Origin of the sequence: Pseudodesulfovibrio sp. S3 (genome assembly GCF_004025585.1) — a bacterium.
Classification (GTDB): domain Bacteria; phylum Desulfobacterota; class Desulfovibrionia; order Desulfovibrionales; family Desulfovibrionaceae; genus Pseudodesulfovibrio.
In genome coordinates this window covers 52,848-65,384 of sequence record NZ_QTZO01000007.1, presented here as the reverse complement: position 1 = coordinate 65,384, position 12,537 = coordinate 52,848, and the positions used below count along the sequence as shown (strand labels likewise).

General features: G+C 55.7%; 16 protein-coding genes. 7 read left to right on the top strand and 9 right to left on the bottom strand.

Annotated features, from left to right (window positions below; translation table 11 throughout):
* Window positions 1-22: 22 nt before the first annotated feature.
* The 4 genes from DWB63_RS09810 to cbiM all read right to left on the bottom strand — a co-directional run bounded on the left by DWB63_RS09810 (window position 23) and on the right by cbiM (window position 2,145).
* A complete protein-coding gene (locus tag DWB63_RS09810) occupies window positions 23-469 on the bottom strand; it encodes an Rrf2 family transcriptional regulator (protein ID WP_128328657.1) in 447 nt (148 codons plus the stop codon).
* Between the two features lie 47 nt (window positions 470-516).
* Window positions 517-831 (bottom strand): hypothetical protein, encoded by a 315-nt coding sequence (locus DWB63_RS09805; RefSeq protein WP_128328656.1) that lies wholly within the window; start codon window positions 829-831, stop codon window positions 517-519.
* A gap of 109 nt (window positions 832-940) precedes the next feature.
* A complete protein-coding gene (locus tag DWB63_RS09800) occupies window positions 941-1,552 on the bottom strand; it encodes a hypothetical protein (protein ID WP_128328655.1) in 612 nt (203 codons plus the stop codon).
* Window positions 1,549-2,145, bottom strand: a complete 597-nt coding sequence (gene cbiM / locus DWB63_RS09795) for a cobalt transporter CbiM (RefSeq protein ID WP_128328654.1) — start codon at window positions 2,143-2,145, stop codon at window positions 1,549-1,551. Before cbiM ends, DWB63_RS09800 begins: the two co-directional genes overlap by 4 nt.
* A gap of 205 nt (window positions 2,146-2,350) precedes the next feature.
* On the opposite strand from cbiM, the gene DWB63_RS09790 reads away from it, so the two are divergent.
* Together DWB63_RS09790 and DWB63_RS09785 are read left to right on the top strand one after the other, a co-directional pair.
* The gene (locus DWB63_RS09790; RefSeq protein WP_128328653.1) at window positions 2,351-3,598 is read left to right on the top strand and encodes an HD domain-containing protein; all 1,248 of its coding nucleotides are present in this window, start codon (window positions 2,351-2,353) and stop codon (window positions 3,596-3,598) included.
* A gap of 120 nt (window positions 3,599-3,718) precedes the next feature.
* Entirely contained in the window at window positions 3,719-4,597 is an 879-nt protein-coding gene (locus tag DWB63_RS09785) for an ABC transporter substrate-binding protein (RefSeq protein ID WP_128328652.1), read from the top strand.
* 455 nt (window positions 4,598-5,052) lie between these two features.
* On the opposite strand, the gene DWB63_RS09780 is transcribed toward DWB63_RS09785, so the two are convergent.
* Window positions 5,053-5,532, bottom strand: coding sequence for a helix-turn-helix domain-containing protein (locus tag DWB63_RS09780; RefSeq protein WP_128328651.1), 480 nt, complete (start codon window positions 5,530-5,532; stop codon window positions 5,053-5,055).
* Window positions 5,533-5,889: 357 nt separating this feature from the next.
* Between DWB63_RS09780 and DWB63_RS09775 the strand changes: the two genes are divergently transcribed.
* Window positions 5,890-6,756 carry a hypothetical protein gene (locus DWB63_RS09775; protein WP_128328650.1) on the top strand — a complete coding sequence of 289 codons (867 nt, stop codon included), beginning with the start codon at window positions 5,890-5,892 and terminating at the stop codon, window positions 6,754-6,756.
* A gap of 99 nt (window positions 6,757-6,855) precedes the next feature.
* Here DWB63_RS09775 and DWB63_RS09770 read toward each other — a convergent pair whose 3' ends face one another.
* Window positions 6,856-7,899 carry a transporter gene (locus tag DWB63_RS09770; RefSeq protein WP_164879838.1) on the bottom strand — a complete coding sequence of 348 codons (1,044 nt, stop codon included), beginning with the start codon at window positions 7,897-7,899 and terminating at the stop codon, window positions 6,856-6,858.
* 55 nt (window positions 7,900-7,954) lie between these two features.
* Window positions 7,955-8,095 carry a hypothetical protein gene (locus tag DWB63_RS17290; protein ID WP_164879837.1) on the bottom strand — a complete coding sequence of 47 codons (141 nt, stop codon included), beginning with the start codon at window positions 8,093-8,095 and terminating at the stop codon, window positions 7,955-7,957.
* 336 nt (window positions 8,096-8,431) lie between these two features.
* Between DWB63_RS17290 and DWB63_RS09765 the strand changes: the two genes are divergently transcribed.
* Both DWB63_RS09765 and DWB63_RS09760 read left to right on the top strand, forming a co-directional pair.
* Window positions 8,432-8,701, top strand: coding sequence for a hypothetical protein (locus DWB63_RS09765; RefSeq protein ID WP_128328648.1), 270 nt, complete (start codon window positions 8,432-8,434; stop codon window positions 8,699-8,701).
* A gap of 19 nt (window positions 8,702-8,720) precedes the next feature.
* Window positions 8,721-9,362 (top strand): hypothetical protein, encoded by a 642-nt coding sequence (locus DWB63_RS09760; RefSeq protein WP_128328647.1) that lies wholly within the window; start codon window positions 8,721-8,723, stop codon window positions 9,360-9,362.
* A 318-nt stretch (window positions 9,363-9,680) separates the two neighbouring features.
* On the opposite strand, the gene rlmD is transcribed toward DWB63_RS09760, so the two are convergent.
* Window positions 9,681-11,063 carry a 23S rRNA (uracil(1939)-C(5))-methyltransferase RlmD gene (rlmD, locus tag DWB63_RS09755; RefSeq protein ID WP_128328646.1) on the bottom strand — a complete coding sequence of 461 codons (1,383 nt, stop codon included), beginning with the start codon at window positions 11,061-11,063 and terminating at the stop codon, window positions 9,681-9,683.
* Between the two features lie 68 nt (window positions 11,064-11,131).
* Here rlmD and DWB63_RS09750 point away from each other — a divergent pair, with 68 nt between their 5' ends.
* Complete coding sequence (locus DWB63_RS09750) at window positions 11,132-11,437, top strand: hypothetical protein (protein ID WP_128328645.1); 306 nt, start codon at window positions 11,132-11,134, stop codon at window positions 11,435-11,437.
* Window positions 11,434-11,703 carry a hypothetical protein gene (locus DWB63_RS09745; protein ID WP_128328644.1) on the top strand — a complete coding sequence of 90 codons (270 nt, stop codon included), beginning with the start codon at window positions 11,434-11,436 and terminating at the stop codon, window positions 11,701-11,703. Before DWB63_RS09750 ends, DWB63_RS09745 begins: the two co-directional genes overlap by 4 nt.
* On the opposite strand, the gene DWB63_RS09740 is transcribed toward DWB63_RS09745, so the two are convergent.
* The gene (locus DWB63_RS09740; RefSeq protein WP_241648771.1) at window positions 11,700-12,467 is read right to left on the bottom strand and encodes a DUF3108 domain-containing protein; all 768 of its coding nucleotides are present in this window, start codon (window positions 12,465-12,467) and stop codon (window positions 11,700-11,702) included. The genes DWB63_RS09745 and DWB63_RS09740 overlap by 4 nt on opposite strands.
* Between the last annotated feature and the right edge of the window lie 70 nt (window positions 12,468-12,537).

The following is a 12,537-nucleotide window of genomic DNA, read 5'->3' as shown; positions in this document are numbered from 1 at the left end:
AAGCGTTTGACTGCGGCCACGCCTACCCGGACTTCGGGGCCGCGAACGGCGTCCGGTCGCATTGCACGGCGTCGGAAATCAGGTCGGCAAGAGTAACGACATTAAGCCGGGCGTACATGGCCTCGGCAGCATCCTGCCACAGCCCCCGGGTCAGACAGACGTCCATCCGGTCGCATCCCTTGCCCTCGGATCGGCATTCCACCAGGGAATCGTCGCCCTCCAGCGCGCGGACCACCGAACCGATGGTAATGTCATTTGCCGGAAGGGCCAGGCTATGCCCGCCACGCGGACCGCGCTTGGACTTGATGAAGCCGCCGTCCTTGAGCTTGCGGATGAGCTTTTCCAGATACTTTGCGGAAACCCCCTGGCGGGAGGCGATGTCCTGAATGCGGACCGGTCCGTCCTGACAATGCAGCGCAATGTCGAGCATCATCCGTGTTCCGTAGCGACTCCGTGTGGTCAGTTTCATATCGATACTCCCCTAAATTAAGACCTGCCCAAAAAGTCACTTCCGCGTCAGGCGATTCTCCCGAAGGAAAGCAGCGACTGCATGATGCTCAACACGACAAAGGCTTTGGCGAGGTAGGTCCAGACCACAGCCCCCTGATACCGGCTGGCACTCCTCCAGATGGCGACAAGAATGAAAACCTTATACAGCAGCGAGAACCCCAAAATGGCCAGAAAGATTATGCCCGCGTTGTCGCCAAGCATGATCGTGGTAAGCATCATGATCGATGCCATCATCATGAGGAAAAAAACGGCAAAGCCGAACACCCAGAATGTCCGGGCAAGCCCCACTTCTCCCCTCCAAATCCGTCCGATCAAACTCATTTCAGCCCCTCTTATATTCCGACTCGTTTCGGAGGGGAATTAACACAAAACAATGGCCGCGACAATGGTGTCGCGGCCAGTTCAGCCCAAATATGTCCTGAAGCGAAAGCTAGGCTTGCTTCTGACGGCTCTTCATGTAGGCGGCAATGCCGAACAGACCGAAAATATAGCCGATGCCGCCCAGTATTTCGGTCACTGAAGGCCCGGACTGATTCAGTTCGGCCAGCATGGTTTTGACCGGCTCCAACTGGCGGCGGACAATGGCCTCCACCTCTGCCGCGGGCACTCCGCCGGTCGCGGGCGCGCCAACCGCGGCCGGAACGGACTCGGTTACAGCGGTATCCGTTGAGACTGCCTCGGCCACAGGGACCGGAGCCTCGCCGTATTCCGCATACTTCACGGTCCAATCGGCCTGATGCCCGGTGCCGGCCTTGAGCAGCAACCGCAGGTCCATGCGCTTCTCGCGGGCCTCATCCGGAATCGCAAAGGTGAACTTGCCGTCAGTGTCGGTGTTGCCGGACAACAGCAGGGCTCCCGAGGCCGCGTCATAGACCTCAACCACACCGTCATAAACACGCTTGCTGCGGCTGTAACCACTGTCCGTAACCACGGAATCGCCGTCAACATAGGCAAAGATATTCACCTTGTGAGCCTCGGATGCGGCGGCCAGGCAGAGGGTGACGGCCAGGGCCAGACATGTGGCAAGAATAAGACGGTTCATGCGGCAAGGACCTCCGGTTTGACTTTGGCAAGAAATGAATAGGCAAACGCCGTGATAAGGCCTTCCACGACCATGATGGGCAGATGGGCATAAAACAACACCTTGGCGGCTTCGCGAAAGGCTTCCCCGGACAGGGCCAGCGACGTTGCGGTCAGGGCCGCGCTCAACAGCATGGCCAGAAATCCACAACTGAATGCGGCCACGAACCGACCGCCGTTATGCCTGGAGAGCATAGGCCGGAACACATAGAAACAGACCACGGCGGGCGCAGCCATATTGAAACAGTTCAACCCGAGCACGGTCAGGCCACCGTACTGGAAGAGCACGGCCTGCAACGTCAATCCCACGAGAATGCACGGGAAGGCCGCCCAGCCCAGGACCACGCCGAGCAGGCCGTTCAGGATGAGATGGCCGTTGGCCGGGCCGATGGGTACATGGATGAGCGAGGCAATGAAAAACGCAGCCGACAGGATGGCCACGGACATGATCTGGTCATAATCGATCTTCTTCAATCCCATGGCCGTACCGGCGACCGTCAACGAGGCTCCGCCCAAAAGCACCGGCCATGAAAGAACCCCTTCGGAAATGTGCATGTGTACCGCTTTCGTTTGAACGGGGGGCAAGTGATAGCATGAATTTCAAGAAGACTGCGCCACCGTGTTAATAAATTCAAATTTGTATACAACCTGAGAGCACATATTTCAAGAAGTGTTTGCACCCGCGAGGCATGTCCTGCATATTGCCTTCGACCAGCATTTTCGGCACTGTTGAGCATCACGGAAAACCATTGGAGAGACCATGTCCGTCATTATCAGAAAGAGCTTGCTTGAACTTATTTTTTCCGGCGCATTCATGAAGCGTTGGAACGACAAGCTCCGCCCCATGGAGCTGGTCGAGGTGGACAAGCAGGGGCACAAGATGATCGTGGCCTGGCTGCTCTTCCTGCTCAACTCCCGCGACATGGACGTGGCCCGGAAGCGCTCCCTGGGCGAATCCATCATTGAGGGCGGGCTGTTCGACTACCTCTACCGGCTGGTCATCACGGACATCAAGCCCCCGGTCTTCTACCGCATCAAGGAAAACCCAGAGGATTACAAGACCCTGTCAAAATGGGTGCTCAAGCAGCTCACCCCCCGCATCATGCCGCTGGGCGAGGACTTCACCAGACGCATGGGCGAATACCTCATGCACCCCGAGGACAAGGGATTGGCCCGGCGCATCCTGTCCGCCGCCCACCTTTACGCCAGCTACTCCGAATTCAAGCTGCTCAAGTCCATCAACCAGATGGACCACGAGCTTATCGAGATCGAAGACAGTTTCAAGGACAGGCTCAATGGAATGCGCGAGCTGAACGGCGTGGCCGACCTGCTCGACGAAGACGGCTCTGTGCTCGGCCGGTTCGCCCGCATGTGCGGTCGCCTGCGCTTTCAGAAAAGATGGTCCCAGACCCCGCGCGTACCCGAGACCTCGGTGCTCGGACACATGTTCATAGTGGCCTCATACTCCTGGTTCTTTTCCATGGAAGTGGGAGCGTGCCGCGCCCGCAGCCAGAACAACTTCTTCTCCGGCCTGTTCCACGACCTGCCGGAACTGCTCACCAGGGACATCATCTCCCCGGTCAAGGGCGCATCCCAGGAGATCAGCGACCTGATCCACGAGTACGAAATAGTGGAACTGAACCGGGTGGTGCTCACACCGCTCAAGGAAGGCGGATTCAGTGAAATAGCGGACCGCCTGGAATACCTGCTCGGCCTGGAGGTGGGCAGCGAATTCAAGGCCACCGTGGTCCTGGACGGAAAAATCCACGAGGCCACGGACGCCCAGCTCGCCGGGATATACAATCAGGACACCCTTGACCCCAAGGACGGCCCCCTGCTCAAGGTCTCGGACTCCATCGCCGCCTATATCGAGGCTCACACCGCCCTCAAGAACGGCATTTCCTCGGGCCAGCTCCACCACGCCCTGTACCGCATCCAGCAGACTTACAACGAAAAGCCGGTCATTGCCGGGGTGCAGGTCAGCGCGCTGCTGGCCGACTTCGATTAGGCCCGAGTCTCCGCTTTCTGCAACATCCGGGTTATCACCCGTTCTTTCACCCGCATTGACGGCGTACCCTGAATTGTGTCAGTCAGGTAGAATAGTACTTTTTTAATTGGCGGAAAGACAGTGAACGCAATGCGCCTGAACCCCATTTGCACCATCCTGCTCATCCTGCTGCTCGGATTTGCAGCTCCGGGATACTGCCTGGATGAAATACGGATCCAGCCGGGTTCATCCGAAGAGGATTTAAGGCATACATACCCCATTGCGCTTTTGATGAAAGCGCTCGAAGCCACTGCGGAGTCTGATGGACCATTCAGGATAACCCCCGGCCAGGTGAGGATGTCGCGGGACCGTGCCCTGGAAGAGATCGCCTCGGGGAAGCACATTAATCTGTACATCGCAGCCACCCGGAATACTTGGGAGGAACGCACCATCCCGATCCGCATCCCGATCATGAAGAGGTTGCTGAGCTACCGCCTGCTCCTGATCAACTGCCGGGACATGGACAGGTTCGCCAAGATCGACTCTCTCCAAGCCCTGAAACAGCTCAAAGGCGGGACCGGCTTGCAATGGACCATAACCGAGGTGCACAGGCGCCACGGTTTCACCCTGGTCACCGGCAACGACTACGAAGGGCTATTCTCCATGCTCGATTCAGGACGCTTCGATTACTTCTCACGCGGAATCAACGAGATATTCACCGAATACGAGACCCGGAAGGAACGCTTCCCCGACATGTGCATCGAGCCGACCCTGGCCCTCTACAGCCCCTCTCCAAGCTATTTCTTCGTATCCCCCGCCTACCCGAAACTGGCTGACCGCATACGGCGGGGCATGGAAATCATCAGTGCCAACGGCGAACTGGATGCCCTCTTTCAGAAGCATTTCGGCGCGGACATCGCCAGGGCAAAACTCAAGGAGCGGACTGTCTTCCGGATAGACAACCCGCTCCTTTCCAAGGAAACGCCTCTGGACCGCCCAGAACTGTGGTTCACTCCCTGACCGACCCGCCCTCCCCCTCACCGCATTCACCAGGCCTGAACCGAAACACCGATCATTGCCGGTGTCCAGGTCAACGCGCTGCCGGCGGGTTCCGATCACCCAAACTCCGAAAGCCCCGCTGGCTGGTAACGATGTACGGTGTTTCCTTGGCCACCAATCTCTGAGCAAAAGGACCATGCCAATTAAAGTGAACCGGAAGGCTTAAAAAAGGATGGAAGCGAGCCTGATATTTGCTTTCGAGGTCTTCACCGCAGCACATGGTCGTGACTCCTCGGAACCAGAAGGTGCAGCCGAGAGTATTGATGTTACCATTCAGATGCGGATAGCCGAAATCGGATCAAGACAGGAATTACCAATGCAGTTCAATAAAATTCTTAATAAAATTAACCTTGCAAACGCTTCATGCAATGGTCTATGTTTTAAATGGAGTAGTATGCCTCAAAAGACATGATTAATCACTTGTCATGCGCGCCCTCGAAGTCCCTTGGACCCATTTCCATCTCCGGCCTATCCCGCATTCTCAAAGCCTCCAATTCAACTTTCTGCTCGGTCACAAGGATTTTCAGTTCGGCGTTTTCCTTAAGAAGTGATCTGTTCTCTTCGTACAGCTCATTTATCTTGTTTTGCATTCCTTGAACGTCGCCAAAGCAGACAACTCCGGTCCTTTTTTTTTCAAGGCTCCCCGAAAAACCGGAATCTTGCAAGACGCCCTGCTTCTCGTTGAGCAGCCACTCAACGGAACGGCCTGTTTTTTCGGCAATTTGTTTTATCCAGGCCAGAGGGATATTGCCCCTTTTTTTGGCGTTATAAATCGCTTGATGCGAGATACCCAACTCCCGGGCCAAAGCGGCCTCACTTCTTACCCCGACAGCTTGGATCATGCGCCCAAGCCTCAGCGCCAAAGCGGTTTCTTCTTCATAACAATCTGCAACCAAACTTGCAACCTCCGAGTTTACATAGAACGTCAACCCTCTTGAGGCGATGCAAGAAATGGTTTATTATACGCAATTAAAAAATTTAATTTAAGTTGATTTCAATCAACCAGAAGTATAACAACACCATCAAGTGGTTGACAAAGGAACTGTTACATAAACCCTATCACCCGCTTAGTGAGGGGGTCAACGTTGGCCCCCTCACAAAACCCGACACGAAGAGGAGGCGGGATGCAAAAACGTTCGCTCGTAGCCGCAAGCACGTTGGCAGCGATCAGCGCCCGATGAAAGGTCAACCTGCCATTATAGCCACTCATAGACATAGCAAAAATTCCTATAGTCAAAGAGGCGACAATTGTAGTGCACCCGGCCAGCGTTATTCTCCTCCTCGCCCTGATACTCGGCTTGCCCTCTCACGGATATTGCCTGGACGAAATCAAGATTCTGCCGGGTTCCTCCGATAAGGATCGCCGGCAGGCGTACCCCAATGCAGTGCTGATCAGAATCCTTGAGGTCACTCGGGACTCTGACGGCCCGTATCGAATCACCCTCAGCCATTTGAGGATGACCCAGAAACGCGCCCTGAGCGAACTGGTCTCAGGCGAGCACGTCAACGTCATCGTCGTGGCCACCTGTCGAGAGCTGGAGGATAAAGCCCTACCGATCCGCATCCCGGTTTTACGGGGATTGCTGAGCTACCGCCTGCTTCTGATCAACGGCCGGAATCTGGACAAATTCAAGTGTGTCGACTCGCTCGAAGCCCTGAAACGGCTCAAGGGGGGAAGCGGCATGCAGTGGACCATAACCAAGATATTCCGGCACAACGGATTCGCCCTGGTCACCGGCAACAACTACGAAGGGCTTTTCTGCATGCTCGACTTCGGCCGCTTCGACTACTTCTCTCGCGGAGTCAACGAAATATTCGAGGAACTGCAACTCAGGAAAAAATGCATCCCCGACCTGTGCATCGAACCGAACCTGGCCCTCTACTGCCCCATGCCATGTTATTTCTTCGTTTCTCCGGCCTACCCGAAATTGGCGGACCGCATAAGGCGGGGCATGGAAATCATCAGTGCCAACGGCGAACTGGATGCCCTCTTTCAGAAGCATTTCGGCACACACATCGCCAGGGCAAGACTCAAGGAGCGGACTGTCTTCAAGATAGACAACCCGCTCCTTTCCGATGAGACGCCCCTGGACCGGCCGGAGTTATGGTTCACCCCCTGACCGAAGGCCCGGCCCGGCTAGTTCAGCCGGGACACTGCCAAACTGTCTTGACCCATGGCCATCAAGAGCATCCCGATGTTGCCGCATTCGCCTGTAAAGCTAGAAACTGATTCCGATCCGGGTAACGACCTGGAAATCCTCCCCGATTCCGTAGCGGCTGTTCCGCTCCGGCGTAGCCGAATATCCGTTGAGGTCACGGTAAACGACCAGGGGCACGCCCACGGACAGATGGCTGCTTTCCGTCATCTTCCAATGCACGCCCGGGGTAATGAAAATGGTATGGCCGCCGTTGGAGTCGTCGGCAGAGCCGTCAAACCATTGGCGTTGCTGATCCACCCCGTTGAGTTCCAGTTCCAGATCAAAGTACTTGTTCAGGGCATATCCGTATCCGAAGTCATACTTGAACTGGTTGCCCACGCGGGAATCATGCGCTCCCTGGCCGGTAACCGTGTACATCATGTGTGCATCGAAACGCGACCGACCGATAATCTTTGTAGCGCCTATCTCGAATTTCGGGTCCCATGAACCGGAACCGAGCTGGCCGCTGGGACCGATGTACTTGTGCGTATTGGAGTACGGCAACCCGTTCTCATGATCGGCGTCACCGGTAGGCAGTTTGAGTCCCGCGCCAAGGGCGAGATTCATCCAATCCCCGCCGCGTTGGGTCATGAGCGCGTAACGGCCCATGACAACGACATCGCCGAGGCCGGAAACCGTATCCGTGTCCCACGGCTTTGCCAGGTTGCCCGGCTTGCGTTTGACCTGCTTGTCCCAGAACGGCACCATGACGCGCGCCTCGAAGTTCTCGAACAACCCGGCTTTGAGCGTGAGCTGAACCGACTGGTTCACGCGGTCGTACTTGCCGCCGTAACTGCCGTTCTTTTTGGTGCTGCCGTTGTACAGCGAATCCTTGTGAACATAGCGATACTTGACATTGGCAGCGTACTTGCCCTTGGGAAGCACCATCCCGTTGGACATATTGACCGGAGCGATACACTTGACCGGCTTGCCAGCGGGTTTGGCCGCCACCTTCTGCTCAGATTCCGGGTCCGCCTCTGCGTTTGATCCGGCATGAACCTGATGCGGCCCCCCGACCAGCATCAGCCATGCGCAGACGGATAAAAATACCGTAAGTCGTTTCAAAACAGCCTCTCTTGATTTGATTCCTCGCCACAGATTTTCCCGGCGCAACAGGTCGTTACGGTTTTGAAAATACATTTTCAAAGCCCAAACCCAAAAACACCAACACGCCGGAATGATTAGCCTTTCCCCACAGACAAACGCATCCTGCAACACGCAACGCCTGGGAGATTTTTAATTCAACCACCTGATAAACCATGATTTTTCCCCTGCCAATCCCGTCACGGCTTTGCTTGTATTCGTGACGAAATCCGGCCGGATCAGGGAGTCAAGGTGCAGGTCAGGCCGTTTGTGGCTTCGGAGGAGGGATTAGATAAGAAAAGCCCCTCAGCTTGAGGGGCTTTGATGCAATCTGGCGGAGAGGATGCTCGTTATCAAAACATCACTTCCCATCATAGCAATAGGTTATAGTCTACTCTTGGTTTGATGAATGCTGTGCCTTACCGCAACAGTTTCATGGCATCTTGCCTACTCTTCGCATGTTGAGTATGAGGCTCTAAATAACCATGAACTAACAATACCAAAGGTGGGACAAATGATTACTTTTCTCAAGTCCATGCTATTCTTCCCAATGATGTTCCTGCGCGGCATTCTCCAATGGATTCTTCGGCTGTTTGCAGGGCTTTCTCTGCTCGGTGGGATCGGGATGCTTATCGCTGTCTATGGTTTTGATGCCAAACTTCAATGGTACATCCCATGGATCATTTTGGGCTGGTCGTTCGTTTTCTTCTTGGTAAGCTGGTTCTATGACATCATACTGCTAAAACTGAACCCTCATCCTGATACCGTCCTCTTCTTGGACTAACCAACCGGAGAAAGAAGGTATGGACTTCGATCTAACGCAAGTATCGCTGACCAGCATCATCACTGTGGTTGGATCAACGGGGGTTCTGTCTGCTCTTTGTACACATCTTTTTGGTATGTTTCGTGATTGGCTAGAAGACAGGACAAAACGTGCAAGAAGAGCCTCTTACGCTGCTTTGCGGTTAGCAGTCCAGCTCGAAACGTATGCCATAGAATGTGCTAGGCGAATCGAAGAAGTGAAAACGAGCCTTGCCTCAAACGGATACTATGGAAAACTCCATGGGCGGTTACCAAAAATCCCACCATATCCCGATGAGATTGACTGGAAATCATTAGAGCCTTCCCTTGTGGATGAAGTGTTGTCATTCCCCAACCAACTCCTTGTAAGCAACGACATTACGACCTTTGTTGCAGAAGACCATTTCCCAGACGATACAGAACTGGCAACTGCTGAATGCCTACTGCACTGTGGCTACCGTGGAGTTCAGGCATGGAAGATAGCTACAGAGTTGCGTAAACGGTATGGCCTGAAGTCTCGCAATGTTCTTTCTGATAGCTGGAACATGCTCCAATGCCTTGAGGTTGAGGAGGCCAAATACCATGACCAGCAGCGAATATGGAGAGAGTGGAAAGACAAGAATTTCGCTGCCCCAGACAAGTAAGCGTAAAAACATGAAAGCAAAGAGTGAAAGGGTACGCACGTATTCCGTCTGGGATAACTTCCCCCATTAGGTTCTTCCCACACCTCCCACGAAAATGGATCCCCCTTTCATTCCATCCAAGATCACATCCGGCCTCAAAATCATACCTCCCAAGCCGATCCTTTCTACCAAGCTACTACCTACCCGGCGGAATCTCAATAGAGTGTACCCACATATTTACACCCCCAAAGCTGCCAACCTCCATTCCAATAAACATAAAAAAGGCCTTGATGGACTACCGTCCATCAAGGCCTTTTTCAGACAAATTCCGCTTTGAATCTATTTCAGTTCCAGCAACGCCACGGTCTCGATGTGGTGGGTGTGCGGGAACATGTCCACGGCGCGGGCGCGTTTGAGTTCGTATTTCTCGGACAGGCGTTTCACGTCGCGGGCCAGGGTGGCCGGGTCGCAGGATACGGCGATGATCTTGGGCGGGGCCAGCTTGAGCAGGGCCAGGGCCGTGTTCTCGTGCATGCCGGACCGGGGCGGGTCGATGACCAGCACGTCGGCCTTGGGCAGGGATTTGAGATTGTCCACGGCGTCCAGGGTCCCGGCCACGAAGTCGCAGTTGGACACATCGTTGAGCTTGGCGCTGCTCCATGCCTTGGCCACGGCTTCCTCGCTGATCTCGTAGCCGATGACGCGCTTGACCCGGTCGGCCAGAAAAAGACCGATGGCGCCGATGCCGCAGTAGAGGTCGAGCAGGGTTTCGGAACCGGTGAAACCGCCGAAATCGGCCACGGTGCCGAAGAGCTCGCCTGCCCCGGCCGAGTTGGTCTGGAAAAAGGCGTTGGGGGAAATATGATAGCGGGCCTCACGGCCGTCATGGGTGACCATTTCTTCCACGGTCTTGGTGCCGAGCCTGAATTCCACGAATTCGCCTGCGGCAACGATGCTCCGCTTGGCACGGGAGGAATGGATAAAGGAGGTCAGCTCCGGGAACCGGTCCACCAGGGCCGCGCCCAGTCCCTCAACCTGCTTGAACTTGCGCTTGTCCGCCGTGGTGATCACATGCACCATGAGCTCGCCCAGGGCCGTGTGCCGGATGATCAGATGCCGCCAGAACCCGTTGTCGGTCTTGGCGTCGTAGGCGGCCACGCCCGATTCGCGGCAATACTCGCGGACCATGCGCATGATCTCCATGTCCCGACCGGCGCACAAATGGCATTCCTCGATGTCCAGCACCGGGGCCAGCCCCTTTTGTCCGGCAGGTTGAACGCTGCGCAGTCCCAGATGCAGGGAACCGTCCCGCCGCTCAAAGGCGAACTCCATCTTGTTGCGGTAGTTCCACTGGGCAGGAGAACCCGCGGGCGGATCCAGGGTCAGGGAGTCCACGCCGCCGATGCGCTTGAGCGCGCTTTCGACCTGGGCCGCCTTCTGCGAAAGCTGCTCGGCGTACTCGAGATCCTGCAACACACAGCCGCCGCACTGGCCGAAGTGAGGACAACGAGGGTCAACCCGGTGCAAGGACGGCGTGACCACGGTTTCCACAACAGCCTCGGCAAAGCGCTTCTTGGCGCGCACCACGCGTGCGGTCACAGTGTCGCCGGGCAGTCCGCCCTCCACGAAAAGGGCCATGCCGTCGACATGAGCCACTCCCCTCCCGCCAAAGGCCAGGGATTCGATGGGACATTCGATGACGTCGTCTTTATTCAGGGACATGGTGCCTCCGGTTTGTTGCAGGAGCGGTGGTTTGACACGGATTTACCCGCCTGTCTATTGTAATCATCATGATCGACAAGGCAACCGCTCTGGAAACCGTGCTTCGCAGACTCGATAAACTGCCGATGGGACACGCCATGGACATGCGCACCTACAAGCGCAACCGGTCCGTACTCATCAGGCGTACCGGGCCGGACGCCTTCGAGGTGACCGAAAGCGGTTTTCACGAGGAACGGTTCCTGATCCCCCTGTCCAGGATGAAGAAGCTGCTCAAGGGGCTGCTCAAAAAGGAATTTCCCCGATCCACCAAGATCAGGCTCTACGACCTGGGCGAGACCGGCCCGGACGAGCATGTGGAGCGGAAGAAGATATGATCGACATCGGCTCGGCCATCCCGGCAACCCTTGCACGGCTGAAGAAGCTGCCCGTAGGCAATTCCCTGGAACTGCTGACCTACAAACGGGACCGGGGGCTGCGCATCGGCAGAACCGGCGACAACGCCTTCCGGGTCCGGGAGTTCGGCTTCAGGACCGAGGTCTTCGAAGTTGACCTCGAATCCATGAAAAAACTGCTCAAAACCCTGCTGAAACGCGAGTTCCCGCGCTCGAACAAGGTCCGGGTGCAGGAGTCCGGCAGCTAGTCGACAACCCTGGGCGGGCGGTAATCCACCAGTTCCATGGTAAAATACCCAACCGTTACCTTGGACTTGACCTTGACCGGTATCCTCCGCTCGTCCGCAGAGAACCAGACATAGAGTTCCGCATCCTTCGACTTCTGGAACACGCCCGACAGGTGCTTGATATCCAACTTGACCTTGTAGGTCTTGAACTTGCCCCGGGGCGTCTTCACGGTCTCCACGCCCTCGACAAAGGCTTCGCTCTTCACGGACTTCTTCCCGTCGGAAACATTGGCCACAAAATGCATCCCTTCGTACAGAGGGATTTTGCGAAAGCTGAACAGGATGGACATGGGGTCAAACACATCCGCGGGCTGATCGATGGTGTGCTGGAGTTTCCCCCGAGCGTAGCGATAGGACTGATTGGCCGTCTTGTCGAAAATCAGGTCCACCTTCTTGTGGTACGACCCTTCGTTCTGGTCTTTTTTGTAGCGCAGGGAATAAGTCACACCCATGTCGGTCCAGGCTTCGATGGTGTCACGGACCTTGTAGATGGAATCGATCCAGGACGCGGACCTGGCCCTGGCCAGGAAATATCTGGCGGGCACGCCGTCCATCTCCACGTTCTCCATGACCTCAAGTTCCGCGTCTGCCGCATGGATAAAAGCCCAATAGATCTCATATTTCATGCGTTCGCCCGGACCAAACGGCAGGGCATCCACTGCCCAAGCCGGTGACACATGCAAGAGGAAACCGAAAAAAATGAATGTCATGGTGATGTTTCGCATGGCATCCATATCGCCACCATCGAAGATCAAGTCAAGGAGCGGGCAGCAGAGCTGTTGGTATGGACAAAAA

Excerpts from the sequence above, each read along its gene's own strand:
- DWB63_RS09810 (WP_128328657.1), bottom strand. The coding sequence starts at position 469 with ATGAAACTGACCACACGGAGTCGCTACGGAACACGGATGATGCTCGAC.
- DWB63_RS09805 (WP_128328656.1), bottom strand. The coding sequence starts at position 831 with ATGAGTTTGATCGGACGGATTTGGAGGGGAGAAGTGGGGCTTGCCCGG.
- DWB63_RS09800 (WP_128328655.1), bottom strand. The coding sequence starts at position 1,552 with ATGAACCGTCTTATTCTTGCCACATGTCTGGCCCTGGCCGTCACCCTC.
- cbiM (WP_128328654.1), bottom strand. The coding sequence starts at position 2,145 with ATGCACATTTCCGAAGGGGTTCTTTCATGGCCGGTGCTTTTGGGCGGA.
- DWB63_RS09790 (WP_128328653.1), top strand. The coding sequence starts at position 2,351 with ATGTCCGTCATTATCAGAAAGAGCTTGCTTGAACTTATTTTTTCCGGC.
- DWB63_RS17290 (WP_164879837.1), bottom strand. The coding sequence starts at position 8,095 with ATGGTTTATCAGGTGGTTGAATTAAAAATCTCCCAGGCGTTGCGTGTT.
- DWB63_RS09765 (WP_128328648.1), top strand. The coding sequence starts at position 8,432 with ATGATTACTTTTCTCAAGTCCATGCTATTCTTCCCAATGATGTTCCTG.
- DWB63_RS09760 (WP_128328647.1), top strand. The coding sequence starts at position 8,721 with ATGGACTTCGATCTAACGCAAGTATCGCTGACCAGCATCATCACTGTG.
- rlmD (WP_128328646.1), bottom strand. The coding sequence starts at position 11,063 with ATGTCCCTGAATAAAGACGACGTCATCGAATGTCCCATCGAATCCCTG.
- DWB63_RS09750 (WP_128328645.1), top strand. The coding sequence starts at position 11,132 with ATGATCGACAAGGCAACCGCTCTGGAAACCGTGCTTCGCAGACTCGAT.
- DWB63_RS09745 (WP_128328644.1), top strand. The coding sequence starts at position 11,434 with ATGATCGACATCGGCTCGGCCATCCCGGCAACCCTTGCACGGCTGAAG.
- DWB63_RS09740 (WP_241648771.1), bottom strand. The coding sequence starts at position 12,467 with ATGCGAAACATCACCATGACATTCATTTTTTTCGGTTTCCTCTTGCAT.